A 20,926-nucleotide genomic window follows, 5' to 3' on the forward strand; every position below is an offset into this window, starting at 1 on the left:
TCCTTTTGAAATTAAAATTTGTCGTAATTTATTGACAGTAAAATGAAAGAAAAATTCTATTTGCAAATTTATCAACAAAAACAACCGCTTGTATTTAACTATTTATCCTCATTTTCTCATTCATCAACCCAAACCAATTTATGGTACGTTGATAAATGTTATCTGTATCTAGCTCTATTGTTTGTGAAAGAACACGGTTGATATAACTGCCTTCTCGATCTTCTGCAAGGAGAGAAAGAGCCTGTTCGCTGTTTTCACTGCCTTTTTTGAGATACTCTTCAATTCCTTGATAAATCACCAGCTGAGCTTGCGATAAGCCTGCCAAGTAATCCTTCACATAAACAGTTAATTGAGCTAAAGCATCTTCCGGTAAAAGTGTTTCAAAACTCAGCTGCCCTGTTTGCTCGCCTTCACGATAATAAAACTTCACGGTTTTTTGAGGGAAATAAGCACAAAGTAATAAATGATAAATCCAGATTTCAATCTTATCTTTATCTCGTAATCCGCCCACTCGCCACAGCACCATTTCATTACTATATAAATTTGGCATATTGCCGTTAAGTTGGAGCACTTTCTCATCAATGACAATGCTGTGGTTTAGCGTTAAAATTGTGCTTTCTCTTGCTAAATAGTCCGCTAAAGTCGCTCGCATATCGCTGATTTTACCGATTAAATCTTGCTTGGTTGTTGTGGCAAAATTAGATGCCGGTAAGTTGCCTTTAAGCTGTTCTTGCTCAAAAAATTGCTCTTGCTGTTCGGGCTTAACACTTAATAATTCATTTAAGATAGCGTAATTATCCAGCCCAGACATCGTAAAAATTTCGCTTTCATCAATCGTATCATCGTAAGTGTTAAAAGAGATACCTAGTACATTAACGAAGAAAAATTTAATCGGGTTCTGCACAAAGCGAATGAGGTTTTCGATCTCAATATCAGTTACCATTTCCGTACTTAAGGGCTCACTCAAGAAATCTTGTACGGAATTGTTTGAGTTGATAATCCACTCTGCGTTGTAGGCATAATCTCTTGGGTGAGTGAAGTTCCTTTTGCTAAACACTGTAAGCGGTTGTTTTCTTACTAAGATTTGCTCAACTTCCGCTCCGAACATTGATTTAAATTCAGGTGTTAAGTAATCGCTAATGGTATCAAGCAGCTGAGAAACCAAAATAGAGGGCAACATCTCTTTGCCGTCTTTTTGCGATTGCCCGATGTAACTGATGTAAAACACATTTTGTGCAGAAAGTAAGGCTTCCAAAAAGAGATAGCGATCATCATCTCGTTTCGCACGGTCGCCTTTTTGTGGAGCGTATTGCATTAAATCAAAACTATTGATCTGTTGCTGACGAGGGAAATCCGCTTCATTCATTCCAAGCAAACAAACCACTTTAAATGGAATAGCTCGCATTGGTAAAAGTGTGGCGAAATTGACTCGCCCAACCAAGAAATTGAGCTGCTGGGTATGTTGATTTAATTGTTGATTAAACAACAACGCTAAAATCTCAATGTGGAGGTCTTCAGCAAAATGAGTTGCGGAAATCAATGTTAAAATTTCATCGTTTACTGTATTGAGTAGCAAAATAGAGGCGGCATTTTCAGCATTTTCTTGATATAAATCTGTAATCAGCATTTTTACCGCTAAATGCCATTGATCTAAAGATTGTGGCGACTGAATCAGCTTTACCCATTCCAATAAAGCTGAAATAAACGACGCCAATCGCCCAACCAGCTCTGCATTTAAGCCGTAGCTATCACCAAATGCTAATGTGTTTTCCCAAATGCCGTGAGCTTCTTTTAGGCTTGAGCCAAGCAGTAAACGATTTAAACCGTTTTCCCACGAGTTGTAGTTCTGCCAATGAGGTTGTTGAATATCAATGCCTGAACGTACGCCTGCATTTTTCGCCCACACTCGTAACGTGTGAATATCTTCCGCACTAAAGGAAAAACGGGATTGAATTGCCCCAACCTCCAATAAATCAAATAGATCTTCGGCATTAAATTGACTCTCTTTCATCGCAAGCAGTTGCAAAAAACTATTGATGATTGGATCAATTTTAGTAAACGACTGATCCGATAACGAAAACGGAATATAGCGTGGATCTCGGCTACCTTTATTGCGAGAAAACACCGCATCAATATAAGGAGCGTATTTATTAATATCCGGCGACATCACAATGATGTCTTTTGGCAGTAAGGTTTTGTCTTTCTCAAACAAATTCAGTAGTTGGTTATGTAACACTTCTACTTCACGCATTGGGCTATGGCAGGCGTGAATTTGAAGAGAGTGATCGTCGGTTAAATCATCAATAGTGGCATTATTTACGGAACTAAAAATCTGCTTTTTAAGCTTGTTTAGGTTACTGTTTTCTTCAGGTTCGAGGAATACATCAATAATATTTGGCTCAAATTCCATCAGCTGTGCTAAGAAATCACGCCCCTGTTTTCCCCAAAGGGCAAGTAGTTTATTGCTCTGCTCTGCTAACAAATTTTCCAGATCTTCAGGCGAAATTTTATGTGTTAAGGCGAGCTTTTGCCATACTTTGTCTTCTACGCTATCGCCCCAATATTTTTCGCTTGGGTTGAAAAAAAAGATGTGAATATCGCAATGCTCACTTAATTTTTTAAACACCGCTAACTGCAACGGCGAGAACGCAGAAATACCAAAAATAAAGATACGCTTTGGTAGCTTTGCTTTTTCCGCTTCGGTGAGATTATCTAGCTTTTCAAAATAATTTTGTTGCAAATACGCACGATGCGAGGTGGTGAATACCCGATCATCTGCCCCGGCTTGCAGATCTTGAATAATCTGCAACCATAATTGGCTTTGCCATTTAATATCGTTTGAAATCAAATTCAGATCGACATTCTTTGCAGAAATTGCAATTTTTAGTTCATTTTCGACCGCTTGTAAGTTTCCCTCTTCCCAGTGCACCAACCAATGTGGGCGATAAACTAAGTATTGGTCGAATAATTCGGCAATTTTGGCAGAAAGTTGATAGAGTTTAAGTTGATACTGCTCCTCGTTCGGCTGATTTGCCAAATACTGCTGAAGGGGCTTAAATTCATCTTGATTTAGGCAATTCGGGAGCAAACGCATAATCCGCCAAGTCATTGAATGGCGTTCAAAAATATTCTCTTTCGGTAATTCAGGAAACAGTACACGATACTGCTGCCACAAAAAAGTGGTTGGATAAAGAAAATTGCAGTTGCCCATAATGCCGTTTAATTCTGCAATCTGCATTTGCAACCATTGTGCCATTCCTTGACTTTGGATCAAAACCGTTTCCGGTTCAAATGGATCTTCAAGCGGATTAACTTGCTGAACTTTCACCAGCATTTCCGCCAGTGAAGAAATTTGGTTGGATTGGTAAAGTGTAAACATAATAACGCCTCGCTAATGAATTATTGTCCAATAAAGCGATGGAGGATTCAATCATTATTCAGCTCAATTTTGCCAAGTGGAAAACGGATACTAAGCTTATTCCCTGAGCACTGAATGTCATAGCGAATATTATTTTGCTCTATCTGCCGTTCACAATCTAAACCCGCCAACTGTAACGCAATTTGATTTTCTAATATCACCGCTGCCTGTTGTTGCTGAAAATGGATATTCACTCGCTTATTTTGCTCAGATTGCCAATGGCTAAAACTCAACACCACAATCGTAAATAAAGCTATAGCCACTAAAAGTGAAATAGTACTTTCCGCCTTATATTTATTCATCAATTGCCCCTATGGTATTTTCGGAATGAGGTAAATATTGCCAGTAGGAATATTTCGCTTCAAGCTGGGCGATAACCTCTTTCTTAAAGGTTAAATTGCGTTCTTCTCTTGCGTTATCAAAAGAGGAATACAAAGTACCATACATTTTTTTGCCTGTAATATCAAAGAGATAATCAGTAATCACAATACCATAAAAATCCTGTGGGAGATTTTCATTAATCTCATTTTGAGCAATAATAATTTTCGGATTATCTTCGCTACTAGAAGGCAATTCTGATAAGCTGCGAATAGTATAAATCTCTTGTGCCGGTACATTTGCTAAATCTAAATAATCTGAAAGCTGTGTAAATGGTATATATTTCTCTTTACTTGGTTTTTTATCTTTGAATAAACTGTTAAATTGGCATTCAAATTGATATTGCAAAAAGTTTAATTTCTGAGGCGAGAAATCAGACTGAACAATCATATCTTTTTTTAATTTTTGGCAAAGTTTATTTTTATCTTCCTTGTACAAAGTGAGAAAGTGATATTTATCTACAAGATATTTTTCACTATAAAACTGAGAAATATTCTGCTGGCTAATCCATTTCTCTTTTGTTAAAAATAATATAGCCAAAATAGAAGAGATCAATATTAATGAAACTAATAATGCACTGGCATTTTTCTGAAATTTCATTTTTACCTCTAATGGTTTAGCAGAAAAATATAACTTTTTGCAGAATAAATTAAATTACGATCTTTTATCGACTCTAATTCTATTTCCACTTCAAGTAATATATCTCTCTTCTTCCAATTAAAATTTAATTTATTTACTCTAACGCTATTTATTTCAGTAAACTTACTCCAAGAACCATTACAATCTTCTAATAATTTTGAGCAATTCTCTTTCACACAAGTATCTAATTTCTGCGAAAAAGTATAAATTTCATTATTCTCTAGCTTAAAAGCAAATATCTCCTTTAACACATCACGGGTATTATTCAGATCGCCCAACTTACAAGCAGTCGTTTTTGTTCTACGTTTTCCCAAACAACCGTCTTGGTTTACATCATAAAAACTAATCAAACAACGTTGATTTGGAATATTTAAACTTTTCCCATTAGGCTGAAATAAATCAAAGTTACTGTCTGCTCGCTTATTACCTTGATAACCAATATGTTGAAAGTGTTGTTGAAAGTAGTTTATTATCTGGTGAGCATCTGCTTGCAGAGCAGATAGCTCACGTTGTTTAGTTTGAGAACGGTAAAAATCGGTATAACTAGAAGCAAAAGCAAATAAGATAAAAGTGCCTAGTGCGGTAGTAATTAAAACCTCAAGTAAACTAAATGCCGATAACTTAATCTTTACAGGTACTACGTTTATTTTTGGCAGCCACATAAACCCGTCCTAATTGTTCAAGTTGTAAAATATCGCTTTCTTTATTTAAATCAAGCTTAATACATTTAGATTCTAACTGACCACTTACTCCATCAATATTAATAAACGCATTCGGATATAAGCTTTTATTTTTCAATATGATATTTCGATTATTCGGATTATAAATATGATACTCTTCAGTTGAAGAACAACTCTTTTTATTTAAACAATCGCAAATAATTTGCTTAGTATTATTTATTGGTTTGATTGCTGCCACTATACACCACTGATTATTCCGCTGAGAAATAGTTAAGGTATAGTTTCTTTTACTATAACGAGCTTTTGTTTGGACTTGATAAATAAAAGATTGGATATTTTCAATTTCACTATTGAGTGAAAGTCTATCTTGAAAAGTAAAAATAATAGGAGAGATAAAATAAATAGCAATCACCATAATCGCTATAGCCGTTAGCATTTCAATTAATGTTATTGCTTTATACATAAAAATACCCTCTTTAACAGAGGGTATCTTATAATTTAAGAGGATTTTGTAAATGAAAAAAATTTAATTTTTCGACGCAGATCGCAAAATCAGCTTTTATTAGAATGATGTTGTATCTTGGAATAAGCCCACTTTTAAATCTGTTGCGGTGTAAATTATACGCCCATCAACTTCTACTTCACCATCAGCTACGCCCATCACTAATTTACGATTTACGACACGCTTCATATGAATACGGTAGGTTACTTTTTTTGCTGTTGGCAAAATTTGACCGGTAAATTTTACTTCGCCCACACCTAATGCACGACCTTTACCTTCGCCGCCAATCCAACCAAGATAGAAACCAACTAACTGCCACATCGCATCTAAGCCCAAGCAACCCGGCATCACAGGATCATTGATAAAATGGCAGCTGAAAAACCATAAATCCGGCTTAATATCAAATTCCGCCTCAATATAGCCTTTTTCGAAATTCCCTTTCTCTGCATTCATTTCAACGATACGATCCATCATTAGCATTGGTGGGGCAGGTAATTGTGGACCGTTTTCCCCGAATAATTCTCCTTTACCTGAGAGTAGAAGCTCTTCATAAGAGTAGCTTGGTTTAATAATTGGTGTACAGTTGTTCATTGTTTTTAAAATCCTATAAATGGAGGGAAACCTGTTATATCAAAGGCTATGAAATATTACTGATAGTAACAGACTTTTAATTCAGTGAACAGTTGTACACTAACTTGTCGGATCAGTCAAGTTTTAATTTTTTGCAAAGTTTTCTCAAAAATGAACCGCTTGTTTCTTCGTTATTGCATTCATCTAATTGCTGATGAATCAATGTAAATAATGATGATTTATTACTTTTTACCGCTTTTTCATCGTCGTAGAACTCACGCCCGAAAAGAATTTCTAATGCATCAAATACATTTTCTACCGCCCAAATTTTAAATTGATTTTGTTCGACTGCCTCGATCACATCTGCTCTTAAACTCAAATGGCTTAGGCAAGCGGCTGGAATAATTACGCCTTGTTGTCCGCTTAATTGGCGAGCGTGGCAAATATTGAAGAAACCTTCAATCTTCTGATTAACCCCACCGACACTCAACACATTACCAAATTGGTCAATCGCTCCCGTTACCGCAATAGATTGCGGCAATGCCAATTTGGATAAGGCACTCACCAGCACGCTAAAAATCGCTAATGAGGAGCTGTCGCCATCAATTTCCCCATAAGATTGCTCAAAGGCAATTGAGGCGGAAAACGGTAATTGGGTAGGAAGTTCCAACAAATTCGCCAAGCAGGATTGAGCAAGAATAATCCCTTTAGAATGAATATTGCCCCCCAGCTCCACTTTACGTTCAATATCGTGAATTTCCCCATCGCCATATTGCACATTACAGCTGATACGCAAAGGTTCGCCAAAGCTATGCGGAACACCTTCAAAATCAATGACTGATAAACCGTTTATTTGCCCAATTTCTTCGCCTTCTGTTTCAATATAGAGTTGATTACTGAGAATATCTTCTACGGTATATTCATTTAGAATTGAAGATTGTTGCTCCAAATAATCAAAATAACTTTTTACTTCATTAATTTCTACTGTATTTGCATAGAAATTCTGAATACCTAATAAATGCTTTCTTAATAATGTAGGTGAAATAGAAATTAAATCCCGGCTCTCGCTTTCTCGAATATAAGCCTGTAAAAATTGATTAAGAGCAGCAGGTGTTAATCTTTTATTAATTATATTTTCTGCATAAGTCTGAATATAATTCGCCCATTCCTCTACATTATTATTTAAGGATAAATATGATTTAATTTCAGTATATTGTGCTACTTGATATAAGCTGTCATCATAAGCAGAAAGGGTTGAAATATCTTCTCTTTCGCCAATCAAAACTAACTTAAATGAGGATTTTTCTTTGGCTAGGAAATGCGGTAGATCATTAATAGAATGAGGTTCATATTCTCCAAATAATAATGCCTGCTTTAATTTATCCCATTGCGTAATATCCAATAATAATGAATTAATATTTACAATTAAAACACCATTATTAGCTTCTTGAATTGCTCCTGTTACATATTCTGTTTTCTGTTCTCTTTCTAAAAACATATAATAACCAAACAAATTATTTTTATTAAAATCCATTTTGGTTACTATAGAAATACTTGAATTATCTTTTTTTAAATAATCCGTCAGCTCATTAATAAATTCAGGAAAAAGCTCAGATTTAAGCACTAGCAAAGAGCCAAATTTCGCTTGCATAAATTGATCTAGAGCTTGTTTTGCTTTAGGTTGGAAATCTAAAAAATTGACTTTCTTATCTAAATCAGAGAAAGGGTATTCCACAGTTAATGCCGGGCTATTAAGTAGAAAAATGGTCACAGATATGCCTCTTTATCGAAAATTTGGTTTATTATACAGAATTCCGCTATACTTGCTAAATATAGCTTATCTTTTTCAACATTATTTACGATTATGCGATACCAAAAACTCATCACACAAGAAACTACTTGGAAATGGCAATATCTTCTCAAAAAGCATCGAGAAGGGGAAAACATTACTAAACACGAAGAACAAAGTTTAGTTGATTTAAAGGTTCAATTTCTTTCCACCTTACAAGAGTCCCCAGAAGAAGTAGAAAAATGGATTAAGTCAGAAATGACAGCTGAACAACGAAAAAAAATGCGTCAGTCTGTTCGAGCAAAGCGAAAACGCTTTTTTAATGCTGAAAAACAAACAACCAAGAAAAAATCTATTGATTTAGAATACGCTAGCTGGTTAAGACTCTCTAAATATGCAAAAAGCCAAAACCTCACATTATCAGAAGCTATTATTAAATTAACTGATGAAGTTGAAAACAAACAGCTTTATTTAGAGCAAGTCGCAAAAATGAAATCCAGTTTAAAAGATTTATTAAAGTAAAAAAGGAAAATGCCCGCTAACAAGCGGGCATTTTTTTATTCAATTTTACAATTGAAGAAACTATTACATAGTTACTTCTTTTGAACCTTGAACTTGGATTTCAACACGACGATCTGGTGCTAAACAAGCGATTAACGCTTTACGACCTTTAACTGCATCACAAGTGTTGCCAGTTACCGGGTTTGCTTCACCGTAACCTACAGCTGTTACGTTAGCTGGATTTGCACCTTTAGAAACGATGTAGTTAGCTACAGTTTCAGCACGGCGTTGTGAAAGTTTTAAGTTTGCTGCATCTTTACCGATACGGTCTGTGTAACCATTAACTTGGATAGCTGGGTTAGCTAAACCTAAGTTAGAGATTTCTGTGTGTGCTGCATCTAAAGCTGTTGCTGCTGCAGGTTTTAAGCTTGATTTAGCAAAATCAAATAAAACATCTGAGCTGAATGCGAAGTTTTTAGTTACAACTTCAGGAGCTTCAACTGGTGCTGCACCTTGACCAAAACGGTATGTTAAACCAGCAGATACTGAGTGGATTTTTGGACTATATTGTGCATCAATCCAATCAAGGTTTGCTTTTTGACGTGCTTTATCTAAGTTACCCGCAGCCTGTAAGTATTGGTATTCAACACGAGCAGCTAATTCTGGAGTAATTGCATACTCAAGACCTGCACCTAATAATAATGAAGTCTTTAAGTTGTGAGCACGTTGATCTTTATAACCGTTGTAACCTTTGTAGTCGTTACGAACTAATGCAGCACCTACTTTACCGTAAACATCTAAGTTAGGAGCAACTTCATAGCTTGGTTTTAAACTTAAATGAGTACCGTGAGCAACGTGTTTAATTGCTTTATCTTCGCCTTCATTACCACGAACACGACCAAAATAATCATAACCTAATTCTACTGCTAAACCAACATTGTTTTGGTTTAAAATTTGGTAACCACCGAATACACCATAAGTTACAGAGTTACGGTTAATACCAAAACCTTCACCTTTGTTGTCTTTAGCATCGAATTGAGTTAAACCGTCGTGAAAAGATGCCCAACCAGCTTTAGCACCTGCATAGAAAGTGTTAGCTTGTGGAGCTGCTTGAGCTACTGCTGCAGTTGATAATACTGCTAATGCAACTAATGTTTTTTTCATTTTGATGATCCTCTTAAATATTGTCATCGATTAAAATAAATTCTTAATACTTTTTATAAAGTATTAAAACTTTAACTTTATGCTTCAACAATTAAGAAGCAAGAGAGCTAATGTCAGCGATATTATACAACAAAAAACACCCTAAAAAAGCACTTTTTGTATAAAAATTATCTTCTGAGTAACATTCTTGTTCTAAATTTAGTTTGAGCAAGAATGTTCTAATTATCTTTCTTCGTTTTCTAAAAATCAATTATTTTTTCCTAAGGAAATGTATATTTTAGATCATTTTTTAATCAAAAAGGTAATTATGAACAAATTTCAAACCATCCACTTCCATTTTAAATTGTTTGAATTCTTGCTAAGATAACCAAAGTTTAATCTTATTATTTTTATCAAATCAAACACAACTATGATACCTAGACTTTCTAAAGTACCCCAATTAAATACCACCGCACAGGCGTATCTAGACGAACTAGTCCACCAACATTTTAATGGCGATATTGCCTCCAGTTATGCCGATCGTTTATCGCTGGCAACCGATAACAGCGTTTATCAACAAATTCCGCAAGCAATTCTGTTTCCGAAGTCCGTTTCTGATGTAGTGATCCTCACCAAACTTGCGCAAAAAGCGGAATATCAAGATTTAACTTTTACCCCTCGAGGTGGCGGTACCGGCACGAATGGACAATCGCTTAACAATAATATTATTGTTGATCTCTCACGCCATATGAACCAAATTTTAGAACTCAATGTGGAAGAACGTTGGGTGCGAGTGCAAGCTGGCGTGGTAAAAGATCAACTCAACCAATTTTTAAAACCTCACGGCTTATTCTTTTCGCCCGAGCTTTCCACCAGTAACCGTGCAACGCTAGGCGGAATGATTAACACCGATGCCTCCGGTCAAGGTTCACTACAATATGGAAAAACTTCCGCCCATATTCTTGAGATCAAATCGGTCTTAATTAACGGCGAAATTTTAGAAACACAAGCGGTCAAATCTGCGGACTTTTTTGCAAATTTAGAAAAATTAAATCTTTCTACTTTAGGCAAAACCCTACACTCTGAAATTTTCACCCGTTGCAGAACCTTACGCCCAACAGTATTAAGTGAATTGCCACAACTTAACCGCTTTATTACCGGCTACGATCTGAAAAATGTCTTTAATGATGATGAAAGTGAATTTAACCTCACCCGAATCTTAACCGGCTCGGAAGGCTCTCTTGCTTTTATTTGCGAAGCAAAACTGAATTTACTCCCAATTCCAAAATATCGCACCTTAATTAATATTAAATATAACTCCTTTGATGCCGCCCTCCGCTCCGCCCCTTTTATGTTAGAGGCAAAAGCGTTGTCAGTGGAAACGGTGGATTCCAAAGTGTTGAATCTCGCCAAGCAAGACATTGTGTGGCACTCGGTATCGGATCTCTTAACCGAAGATCCGAACAACCCGATTCTCGGTATTAATATTGTGGAATATGCCTCAAATGACCTGGCTCAAATTGAGGCTCAAGTCAAAGCCCTGTGCGAAAGCCTCGATCAAAAAATTGCAAATCAAGAGGCTGGCATTATTGGCTATCAGCTTACTGATGATGTCAATTCCATCGAAAAAATCTACGCAATGCGGAAAAAAGCGGTGGGCTTGCTTGGCAACGCCAAAGGTTGGGCAAAACCGATTGCCTTTGTGGAAGATACTGCCGTGCCACCGGAAAATTTAGCAGATTATATCGCAGAGTTCCGTGCATTATTAGATAGCCACAATTTGCCATACGGAATGTTCGGCCACGTGGATGCCGGCGTGCTACACGTTCGCCCGGCATTGGATTTATGCGACAAAGCCCAAGTGGAAACCTTTAAGCAGATTTCCGACCAAGTCGTCGAACTTACCGCTAAATACGGCGGTTTGATTTGGGGCGAACACGGCAAAGGGATGCGTTCTTATTATGGTGAGCGTTTCTTTGGTGAAACCTTGTGGCAAGAACTTCGCTACATCAAAACCTTATTCGATCCGCAAAATCGCTTGAACCCCGGCAAAATTTGTACGCCATTAGAGAGCGAGGCAACTCTCTACCCGATTGATTCCCAAATGCGAGCCGATTTTGACCGCCAAATTCCGATTCAAGTGCGAGAGGAATTTAAAGGGGCGATGAATTGTAACGGCAACGGCTTGTGCTTTAACTTTGATGTACATAGTACAATGTGTCCGTCTATGAAAGTGTCGGGCAACCGTCTCTATTCACCGAAAGGGCGAGCCTCTTTGGTACGTGAATGGTTACGTTTGTTAGCGGAGCAGAAAGTTGATCCAAATGATTTAATCTTCAACGCTAACAACAAAACCGCCTCGCTCACGGATTTTGTGGCGAAAATGCAAAACTCGCTCAACAAAAAGAAAGAGTACGATTTTTCACACGAAGTGAAAGCGGCAATGGATACTTGCCTTGCTTGTAAAGCCTGTGCTAGCCAATGTCCGATCAAAATTGATGTACCAACTTTTAGATCGCAATTTAATGAGCTTTACCACAGCCGCTATTTGCGTCCGCTGAAAGATTATGTGGTGTCGAATTTGGAATTTGTTGCCCCAATAATGGCGAAAAAACCGCAATTTTTTAACTTTTTCAGTACCTCAAGCTTAGCTGAAAAAGCAGCAAATAAAACATTGGGAATGACTTATCTGCCAGCACTGTCTGTGCCAAACCTACAACATCAGTTGGTGGAAATCGGCTATCAAGGCGAGAGTTTGGAAAGCCTTGAACAGCAGGCTGCAAGCGGTCAATTTTCTGCAGAAAATCGCAAAATGCTATTTATCGTGCAAGATCCGTTTACCTCTTATTACGATGCCAAAGTGGTGGCGGATTTTGTTACCCTCACGCAAAAACTTGGCTTTAAGCCGATTGTGCTGCCATTCAAGCCAAGTGGCAAAGCTCAACACGTTAAAGGCTTTTTGGCTAAATTTGCCAAAACCGCCAAAAACCAAGCAGATTTCCTAAACCGTGTGGCAAAACTCGGTGTGCCGATGGTGTCGGTCGATCCAGCCTTAACCCTCATTTACCGCCAAGAGTATAACGATATTCTCAAAGAGCAACGGGGCGATTTCAAAGTGCTATTAGCTCACGAGTGGTTAAAAGAGGTGATGCAAAAAGGCGAGTTAGAAAATTGCAAAAAAACTGCGGATTCCGACCGCTTGCAATGGCATTTATTTGCTCACTGCACCGAATCCACCTCACTCCCCAACTCAATGAACGAATGGAAATCGATTTTCGCCCACTTTGGCGAAACATTAGTGGCGGAAAATGTCGGTTGCTGCGGAATGGCAGGCACATTCGGGCACGAAACCAAACATTTAGCGATGTCAAAAGCGATTTATGAACAATCGTGGCAGAAAAAAATCAACGGCAAACCGCTCGAACGCTGCTTGGCCACAGGCTATTCTTGCCGTTCACAAGTGAAACGCTTTGAGCAACAGGGGATTAAGCACCCAGTTCAGGCGTTATTGGAAGTGATTTAAGGTTGAAATATCAGCAGAAAGGGCTTAGAATAAAAAGTGAGGCAGGTAGCTATCCTGCCTCTGTCTAGTACATATAGGTTATTTAGCTAATAACCCAGCTAGCAAATTAAGTACAGCTAATACTTTAATGCTAGCGGATGTTGCTATTAAGACTAGCAACGCAACCAGAAAGAAAATTTCTGATTTTCTCACATAAATCACCTCCTTAGTGCTATTTGACTAAGGCGACCAGACAAATGTGCTATTGGCGTAGCACACTGTTCGCCCATAGCACGGGAAGGATTATACAAAAAAGCTGTCTATTTAGACAGCTTTTTTATTAAACAGGAAATGATAATGACCATTTGGAAACAAACTGCAACTTGCGAACAATTAAATGCTCTTAGCCAAAAATCGGCAGTGGCACATTTAGGTATTGAATTTACAGCCATCGGCGAAGATTGGATTGAAGCACAACTGATGGTAGATGAGCGTACTCAACAACCGTTTGGCGTATTGCACGGTGGCGTTTCTGCCGCCTTGGCAGAAACGACGGCTAATGCCGGGGCGTTAATGGTGTGTGAAGCACATCAAATTGCAGTCGGAATGGAACTGAATATCAGCCATTTAAAATCAATCCCTGCCGGAACAAAAGCGATTGCACGGGCAACACCGCTGAAATTAGGGCGTGAAGTGCAGGTGTGGAATATTGATATCAAAGACGAGCAAGGTAACTTGTGTGCGGTGGCTCGTCTTTCCACCAAAACCTTAGATAAACGTTAATTTCTTATCCGCAACAAGCGGTCGAATTTTCAGAGAATTTTGCAAAACTTTGATTAAATCCGACCGCTTGTTTATAAAAGGCGTTTGGAAAACACGCCAACCTATTATAAAATACCTTTCTTTTTATCCATTACTAACAAGAGAACTTCAAAATGAATAATCGTGGCTTACTGCTAATGGGTTTGCTTCTTGTGTCTGTGCTTATTTTTACGCAATGGCAGCAAGATTTTAACCCTGAAATTCAAGCTCAAAAACAGGCTCAAGCGGCAGCTCAAACCCAACAACAGGCGGGTGATGTTCCAGCGGCTTCTAATGCTAATAATCCAATTGCAGACAGCATCACGCAAGGTAAAACCATTACGGTGGAAAGCGATGTGTTACGCCTAACCATTGATACCTTAGGTGGCGATGTGGTAGGTTCAGACTTATTGAAACACAATGCGGAATTAAACTCTAATACTCCATTCAAATTATTGCAGCAAGACGGTACTAAAACCTATGTGGCTCAAAGTGGCTTAGTAGGTAAAAATGGGATTGATACCAATGCTGGTCGTCCACAATATGCAGTAACGGCGGACAGTTTCAAATTGACTGATGATCAAAACGAACTTTCTGTACCACTAACATTTGAGAAAGATGGTGTAGTTTATACCAAAACTTTCACCTTAAAACGTGGTAGCTATGATGTTGGCGTAAATTTCAACATTAAAAATAACACCGCAGAAGCGATTGAAGTTCAGCCTTACGGTCAGTTAAAACACTCTGTCATTGAAAGTTCTGGTAGTTTAACAATGCCAACTTATACGGGTGGTGCGTACTCTTCTTCAGAAACTAACTACAAAAAATACAGTTTCCAAGATATGGAAAAAGCGAACTTAAGTATTGATACCAAAGCAGGTTGGATTGCAGTATTACAACACTACTTCGTGTCTGCTTGGGTGCCAAATCAAGATGCGGATAATAACCTTTATTCTCGCACCAATAATGGTGTTGCAACCATTGGTTATCGTGGTCCATTAACAACCATTGCCCCAAATTCTGAAGCAAATTTAAGCAGTAAACTTTGGACGGGCTCTAAAGACCAAAAAGAGATGGAAGAAGCTGCAAACCACTTAGACTTAACCGTAGATTACGGTTGGGCGTGGTTTATTGCTAAACCATTGTTCTGGTTATTAACCGCAATTCAAAAAATTGTCAGCAACTGGGGCTTAGCGATTATCGGTGTAACCATTGTCGTAAAAACCATTCTTTACCCATTAACCAAAGCACAATACACCTCAATGGCAAAAATGCGTATGTTACAACCACGTATTACAGAAATGCGTGAGCGTTTTGGTGATGACCGCCAACGTATGAGCCAAGAGATGATGAAACTCTACAAAGAAGAAAAAGTAAACCCGATGGGTGGCTGTTTACCGATCCTAATCCAAATGCCGATTTTCATCGCGTTATATTGGACATTTATGGAAGCAGTAGAACTCCGCCACGCACCATTCTTCGGTTGGATTAAAGACTTATCGGCACAAGATCCATATTACATCTTGCCTCTATTAATGGGTGCGTCGATGTTCTTGTTGCAAAAAATGTCGCCAACGCCGGTGGCTGACCCAATGCAACAAAAAGTGATGAACTTTATGCCGGTGATCTTTACCGTATTCTTCCTATGGTTCCCGTCAGGCTTAGTACTTTACTGGCTAACCTCAAACTTAATTACCATTGCCCAACAGTGGCTAATTTACCGTAACTTAGAGAAAAAAGGCTTACATTCTCGTAAGAAATAATTTACTTATAACCACACCGTAGGGGCAAATTGCAATTTTCCCCTACATATGGTTTCTTGGCAAAAAGCCCGTTGATTTCACTCAACGGGCTTTTTTATGCTCTACAAGCGGTAATATTACTTAATAATTTTGCAAATTATAGCACCGCTAATGCCGCATCGTAATCCGGCTCTTGCTTGATTTCCGGCACTAATTCGCTGTGTAAGACTTTGTTGCTCTCATCTAAAATAATCACAGAACGAGAGGCTAAACCAGCGAGTGGACCAGAGGTAATATCCACGCCAAGTTTGTTATGTAATTCACGGTTACGGAACGTTGATAATACTTTCGCATTTTCAATGCCTTCTGCTCCACAGAAACGTGCTTGAGCAAAAGGTAAATCAGCTGAAATACATAATACAACCGTGTTATCTAAACTTGTTGCTTTTTCGTTAAACACACGCACAGATTTCGCACAAATACCTGTATCAATACTTGGGAAAATGTTTAACACTTTGCGTTTACCATCAAAATCAGACAGTGAAACGTCCTCTAAATCACTGTTTACCAGCGTAAAATCTGCAACCACATCGCCTTGTTGTGGAAATGCACCTGCAACCTCAATCGGGTTTCCTGCTAAAGTTACTTTACTCATTCTTTTCTCCTTATGAATAAACAAGCGGTCTAAATATACCGATTTTTTGCAAAATAGGAAACTATCAATTTAATTATGATAATCTTTAGAAACTAACCTGATTTTGCTATACTCATAGACATCTCATTTTTAAGGTTATCATTATTATGTTAAAAATTTTTCGTGTTTTTTTAGTTGCAATAGCGGCTATTTTAATTTCTCTTGTCGGTACACTTTATGCGTTAGTGCGTTTACGCCACCCGAGCAGTGTGGGCGTTGTGGCACGTTGGTTCGGTTTATTACATAAATTGATGGGTGTAAAACTGATTACTCGTAAAAAACCTGAAATCAACTATCCGGTTATCTACATCGGCAACCATCAGAATAACTATGATATGGCAACGATTTCTTCAATGGTAGCAGAAAACACCGTGAGTATCGGCAAAAAAAGCTTGATTTGGATTCCGTTTTTCGGGTTGGTTTATTGGGCGACCGGCAATATTTTTATTCACCGTGAAAAACGCTCAAGTGCGATTGAAACAATGAACAAAGCAGGGGAAATTGTAAAAGAACGCAAGGTATCGGTTTGGATGTTCCCAGAAGGCACTCGCAGCCGTGGACGTGGCTTACTGCCGTTTAAAACCGGAGCTTTCCATTTGGCAATTTCCGCAGGTGTGCCGATTGTGCCTGTTGTTTGTTCTAACTTACACAATAAAATTGATTTGAACCGTTGGGATAATGGCGTTGTGATCTGCGAAATGCTTGAGCCTATTGATACATCAGGTTACAGCCGTGAAAATGTGAAAGAACTAATGGAAAAATGCCACCAAATTATGCTCACTAAATTTGAAGAGCTTAATCAAGAAGTTGAAGAACTAGAAAAAACGAAAAACGCCTAATATGAAAAAAGCGATAACCCGACGCCAATTTTTACAAGGTTCAACCCTAGCAGGTGCATTAGCGACATTGCCTCACGCTGCATTAGCAGCTGATCGCCCCGCCCTTAATATTCCACCCCTTATGGATATTGGACGTGGTAGACCTGTTCGGCTTGATTTACGCCCTGCTCAAACCCAATTTGATAAAGGTAAGTTGGTCGATGTTTGGGGCGTGAACGGACAGTATCTTGCTCCTACTGTACGGGTAAAATCAGGAGATTTTGTTAAATTAACTTATCTCAATAATTTGCCACAAAAAATCTCAATGAATATTCAAGGGCTACAAGCCTCAAGCGATATTATCGGCTCGGTGCATCGTTCTCTTGACCCCAAAAGCAGTTGGTCGCCAATTGTTTCAATTAATCAAGCCGCTTGTACTTGTTGGTATCACGCCGATACGATGCTCAATTCAGCGTTCCAAATTTATCGAGGATTAGTTGGATTGTGGCTGATTGAAGATCAACATAGCAAAAATACCTCTTTACCGAATAAATATGGTGTGAATGATATTCCACTGATTTTGCAAGACCAGCTTCTCAATAAAGAAGGTGTACAAGTTTTAGATAAAAACACACCCCAATTTTTAGGAAAACGCTTATTTGTAAATGGGCAGGAATCCCCTTATTTCAATGTGCCACGCGGTTGGGTCAGATTGCGTGTTCTCAACGCCTCTCTCTCTCGTGCTTATGAGCTAAGGCTAGATAATGGAAACCCGCTTCAGCTTATTGCAACAGGTGTGGGAATGTTGGCAGAGCCTGTGGAGATGGACGTTATCCGCCTTGCTCCAAGTGAGCGAGTGGAAGTTCTGGTTGATTTAAGCGACGGCAAAACAGTTTCACTAATAAGCGGTCAAAAAAGAGATATTTTTTACAAAATCGGGCAAGTTTTCTCAAGCGATGATGAATTAATCGACAATATAATTTTAGAACTCAGACCTGAAGGAATGGCAGCGGTACTCAATACAAAACCAAGTTTACCTGCCTTTTCATTAGATGAATTTAATTTGAAAATCAGCCAAGAACGCCGATTTATGCTTAGTCCGTCTGATTACTTAATCAACCAAAAGCGATTTGACCCAAAACGAATTGATTTTACCGCTCAAAAAGGCAGTGTTGAGCGTTGGTATTTACACAGCACACAAGCGGTCGGATTTACCCTGCAAGGTGCAAAATTTATTATTGAGACTCAAAACCGTAAACCATCCCCAATTAAGCAACTTGCTTGGCGAGATACGGTTTGGTTAGAGGCTGAACAAGAGGTAACTCTTTTAGTTCGCTTTGAGAATACCGCTTCTGAGCAATTGCCTTTTACCTTTGGCGTGAGCGATTTTATGTTGCGTGATAGAGGTACGATGGGTCAATTTAGTGTAATTGAAAATGGACAATAACCCTTCGATAGGCGATAATGCCCCATAATTTTGCCCATAAAAAGGAAAAAATAATGAGCCAAGAATTTTTAGATTTTGAAATGCCGATTGCCGAACTTGAAGCTAAAATTGAGTCTTTAAGAGCGGTCAGTCTGCAAGATGACAAAATTGACCTTGATGATGAAATCAAGCGTTTACAAAAGAAAAGCGAAGAATTAACCAAAAAAACCTTTGCAAATTTAGATGCGTGGCAAATTTCCCGTATGGCACGCCACCCAAACCGCCCATACACTTTAGACTATATTGAACATATCTTCACTGAGTTTGATGAATTAGCAGGTGATCGTGCATTCGCTGATGATAAAGCCATTGTCGGCGGTATTGCTCGTTTAGACGGTCGCCCGGTGATGATTATTGGTCATCAGAAAGGTCGTACGGTAAAAGAGAAGGTAAAACGTAATTTCGGTATGCCTGCACCGGAAGGTTATCGTAAAGCATTACGCTTAATGGAAATGGCAGAACGTTTTAATATGCCGATTATTACCTTTATTGATACACCGGGAGCTTATCCGGGTATTGGAGCTGAAGAACGAGGTCAATCAGAAGCGATCGCACGCAACTTGCGTGAAATGTCGCAACTCTCTGTACCGGTAATTTGTACCGTAATTGGCGAAGGTGGTTCAGGCGGTGCATTAGCTATCGGTGTGGGCGATAAAGTGAATATGTTGCAATACTCAACTTACTCGGTCATTTCCCCTGAAGGCTGTGCCTCAATTCTATGGAAAAGTGCCGATAAAGCCTCAACTGCGGCAGAGGTAATGGGCTTAACTGCTCCACGTTTAAAAGAGTTAGAACTGATCGATAACATCGTGCAGGAACCATTGGGTGGGGCTCATCGAAATATTGAGGAAATTGCACAAAATCTTAAACAACGTATTGTGGAAGATTTAGCGGAGTTAGATCAACTCAGCAAAGACGATTTATTAGAACGTCGTTATCAACGCCTAATGAACTACGGCTACGTTTAATCGGTTTTAAATAGAACAAGCGGTAAGATTTTTGTAGAAATTTGCAAAATCTTGCCGTTTTGCATTAAGAGAATAAAAAGATAAAAGAAATTTGAAAGTGGTGCCGACTACCGGAATCGAACTGGTGACCTACTGATTACAAGTCAGTTGCTCTACCTACTGAGCTAAGTCGGCATATAGAAAGGTTTTAACGAGGGAGAATTATAGCAATTTCTTTCCCGTCTTCAACCCTCAAGCCATTCAAATGACTAAAAAATAATATACATTAAGCTTTTAAAGGAGCAAGCGAATGAAAAACATACTCTCTATTCAATCCCACGTTGTCTATGGCTACGCCGGCAACAAAGCGGCAACCTTTCCAATGCAGCTTTTAGGAGTGGATGTTTGGGCATTAAACACAGTGCAATTTTCTAACCATACTCAATATGGGAAATGGGGCGGAATGGTAATGCCAAAAGAACAGATTGGCAGCATTGTAGAAGGAATTCACAATATCGATGAACTTCATCGCTGCGATGCGGTATTATCAGGCTACATTGGCTCTGCAGAACAAGTTGAAGAAATCATCAATGCATTCCATAAAGTAAAAGCGGAAAATCCTAATGCGATCTACATTTGCGACCCTGTAATGGGACACCCTGATAAAGGTTGCATCGTGGCAGATGGAGTAAAAGAAGGCTTAATCAATCTAGCGATGGCACAAGCTGATATCATCACACCAAATTTAGTGGAATTACGAGAGCTCACAGGCTTAACCGTAGAAAATTTCGAGCAAGCCTTAGAAGCCGTAAAAGTGATTTTAACTAAAGGTCCGAAAAAAGTGCTAGTAAAACATTTAAGCCGTGTAGGTAAAGATAGCAACAAATTTGAGATGCTTTTTGCCAACCAAGAGGGGATTTGGCATATCAGCCGACCGCTCTACCATTTCGACAAAGAACCGGTGGGCGTAGGCGACTTAACTGCCGGCTTATTTGTAGCGAACTTATTAAATGGGAAATCAGATCTGGAAGCCTTTGAGCATACTGCCAATGCCGTAAATGAAGTAATGGAACAAACCTCAAAATCAGGCTTGTACGAACTCCAAATCATTCGCTCACGGGATTTAATCGTTAATCCACAATGTAATTATAAAGCTGTAAAAATTGCTTAATTGAAATTGTAAAATATTGATAAAATTCGACCGCTTGTAAATGTTACTTTCTACAAGCGGTCTTTTTTAAGATATGTCATACATATATAAAAAATCCTCGCTAATAATGCTTAGCGAGGATTTTTAACAAAATTAATCTAATTAA

17 protein-coding genes and 1 tRNA gene are annotated in these 20,926 nt (G+C 38.5%); 8 read left to right on the forward strand and 10 right to left on the reverse strand.

The features are described 5' to 3' along the window. Positions 1-94: 94 nt before the first annotated feature. The 7 genes from recC to X781_RS10615 form a co-directional block, all read right to left on the reverse strand. Entirely contained in the window at positions 95-3,379 is a 3,285-nt protein-coding gene (gene recC, locus X781_RS10585) for an exodeoxyribonuclease V subunit gamma (RefSeq protein WP_025236841.1), read from the reverse strand. A gap of 47 nt (positions 3,380-3,426) precedes the next feature. Next, a complete protein-coding gene (locus tag X781_RS10590; protein WP_025236842.1) occupies positions 3,427-3,720 on the reverse strand; it encodes a DUF5374 domain-containing protein in 294 nt (97 codons plus the stop codon). Then, positions 3,713-4,396, reverse strand: coding sequence for a DUF2572 family protein (locus tag X781_RS10595; RefSeq protein ID WP_025236843.1), 684 nt, complete (start codon positions 4,394-4,396; stop codon positions 3,713-3,715). Before X781_RS10595 ends, X781_RS10590 begins: the two co-directional genes overlap by 8 nt. 8 nt (positions 4,397-4,404) lie before the next feature. Further along, complete coding sequence (locus X781_RS10600) at positions 4,405-5,097, reverse strand: PulJ/GspJ family protein (RefSeq protein ID WP_038644051.1); 693 nt, start codon at positions 5,095-5,097, stop codon at positions 4,405-4,407. Beyond that, on the reverse strand, positions 5,057-5,578 hold the full coding sequence (locus X781_RS10605; RefSeq protein ID WP_025236844.1) for a pilus assembly FimT family protein: 522 nt from the start codon (positions 5,576-5,578) through the stop codon (positions 5,057-5,059). The genes X781_RS10600 and X781_RS10605 overlap by 41 nt, the downstream gene beginning before the upstream one ends. A gap of 99 nt (positions 5,579-5,677) precedes the next feature. Further along, complete coding sequence (gene fabA / locus X781_RS10610; protein ID WP_025236845.1) at positions 5,678-6,208, reverse strand: bifunctional 3-hydroxydecanoyl-ACP dehydratase/trans-2-decenoyl-ACP isomerase; 531 nt, start codon at positions 6,206-6,208, stop codon at positions 5,678-5,680. 112 nt (positions 6,209-6,320) lie between these two features. Next, positions 6,321-7,958 carry an AAA family ATPase gene (locus X781_RS10615; RefSeq protein ID WP_025236846.1) on the reverse strand — a complete coding sequence of 546 codons (1,638 nt, stop codon included), beginning with the start codon at positions 7,956-7,958 and terminating at the stop codon, positions 6,321-6,323. A 93-nt stretch (positions 7,959-8,051) separates the two neighbouring features. Between X781_RS10615 and matP the strand changes: the two genes are divergently transcribed. Further along, positions 8,052-8,498 carry a macrodomain Ter protein MatP gene (matP, locus tag X781_RS10620; protein WP_025236847.1) on the forward strand — a complete coding sequence of 149 codons (447 nt, stop codon included), beginning with the start codon at positions 8,052-8,054 and terminating at the stop codon, positions 8,496-8,498. A 63-nt stretch (positions 8,499-8,561) separates the two neighbouring features. On the opposite strand, the gene ompA is transcribed toward matP, so the two are convergent. Further along, positions 8,562-9,641, reverse strand: coding sequence for a porin OmpA (gene ompA, locus X781_RS10625; RefSeq protein WP_025236848.1), 1,080 nt, complete (start codon positions 9,639-9,641; stop codon positions 8,562-8,564). Between the two features lie 409 nt (positions 9,642-10,050). Here ompA and ydiJ point away from each other — a divergent pair, with 409 nt between their 5' ends. The 3 genes from ydiJ to yidC all read left to right on the forward strand — a co-directional run bounded on the left by ydiJ (position 10,051) and on the right by yidC (position 15,686). Further along, on the forward strand, positions 10,051-13,143 hold the full coding sequence (gene ydiJ / locus X781_RS10630; protein ID WP_025236849.1) for a D-2-hydroxyglutarate dehydrogenase YdiJ: 3,093 nt from the start codon (positions 10,051-10,053) through the stop codon (positions 13,141-13,143). Positions 13,144-13,479: 336 nt separating this feature from the next. Next, positions 13,480-13,905, forward strand: a complete 426-nt coding sequence (locus X781_RS10635; RefSeq protein ID WP_025236850.1) for a hotdog fold thioesterase — start codon at positions 13,480-13,482, stop codon at positions 13,903-13,905. 152 nt (positions 13,906-14,057) lie between these two features. Then, the gene (gene yidC / locus X781_RS10640; protein WP_025218174.1) at positions 14,058-15,686 is read left to right on the forward strand and encodes a membrane protein insertase YidC; all 1,629 of its coding nucleotides are present in this window, start codon (positions 14,058-14,060) and stop codon (positions 15,684-15,686) included. 136 nt (positions 15,687-15,822) lie between these two features. Here yidC and tpx read toward each other — a convergent pair whose 3' ends face one another. Next, positions 15,823-16,320, reverse strand: coding sequence for a thiol peroxidase (tpx, locus tag X781_RS10645; RefSeq protein WP_025236851.1), 498 nt, complete (start codon positions 16,318-16,320; stop codon positions 15,823-15,825). Between the two features lie 146 nt (positions 16,321-16,466). Here tpx and X781_RS10650 point away from each other — a divergent pair, with 146 nt between their 5' ends. Genes X781_RS10650 through accA form a run of 3 tightly spaced genes read left to right on the forward strand, consistent with a single transcriptional unit; the run spans position 16,467 to position 19,631 of the window. Beyond that, the gene (locus X781_RS10650; protein ID WP_025236852.1) at positions 16,467-17,198 is read left to right on the forward strand and encodes a 1-acylglycerol-3-phosphate O-acyltransferase; all 732 of its coding nucleotides are present in this window, start codon (positions 16,467-16,469) and stop codon (positions 17,196-17,198) included. A 1-nt stretch (position 17,199) separates the two neighbouring features. Then, the gene (locus tag X781_RS10655) at positions 17,200-18,624 is read left to right on the forward strand and encodes a multicopper oxidase domain-containing protein (protein ID WP_025236853.1); all 1,425 of its coding nucleotides are present in this window, start codon (positions 17,200-17,202) and stop codon (positions 18,622-18,624) included. A 53-nt stretch (positions 18,625-18,677) separates the two neighbouring features. Beyond that, on the forward strand, positions 18,678-19,631 hold the full coding sequence (gene accA, locus X781_RS10660; RefSeq protein ID WP_025236854.1) for an acetyl-CoA carboxylase carboxyl transferase subunit alpha: 954 nt from the start codon (positions 18,678-18,680) through the stop codon (positions 19,629-19,631). Between the two features lie 98 nt (positions 19,632-19,729). On the opposite strand, the gene X781_RS10665 is transcribed toward accA, so the two are convergent. Further along, a tRNA-Thr gene (locus tag X781_RS10665) sits at positions 19,730-19,805 on the reverse strand. A 115-nt stretch (positions 19,806-19,920) separates the two neighbouring features. On the opposite strand from X781_RS10665, the gene pdxY reads away from it, so the two are divergent. Next, complete coding sequence (gene pdxY / locus X781_RS10670) at positions 19,921-20,781, forward strand: pyridoxal kinase PdxY (protein WP_025236855.1); 861 nt, start codon at positions 19,921-19,923, stop codon at positions 20,779-20,781. Positions 20,782-20,926 lie beyond the last annotated feature (145 nt).

The sequence above is a fragment of the Mannheimia sp. USDA-ARS-USMARC-1261 genome (genome assembly GCF_000521605.1).
Classification (GTDB): Bacteria; Pseudomonadota; Gammaproteobacteria; order Enterobacterales; family Pasteurellaceae; genus Mannheimia; species Mannheimia indoligenes.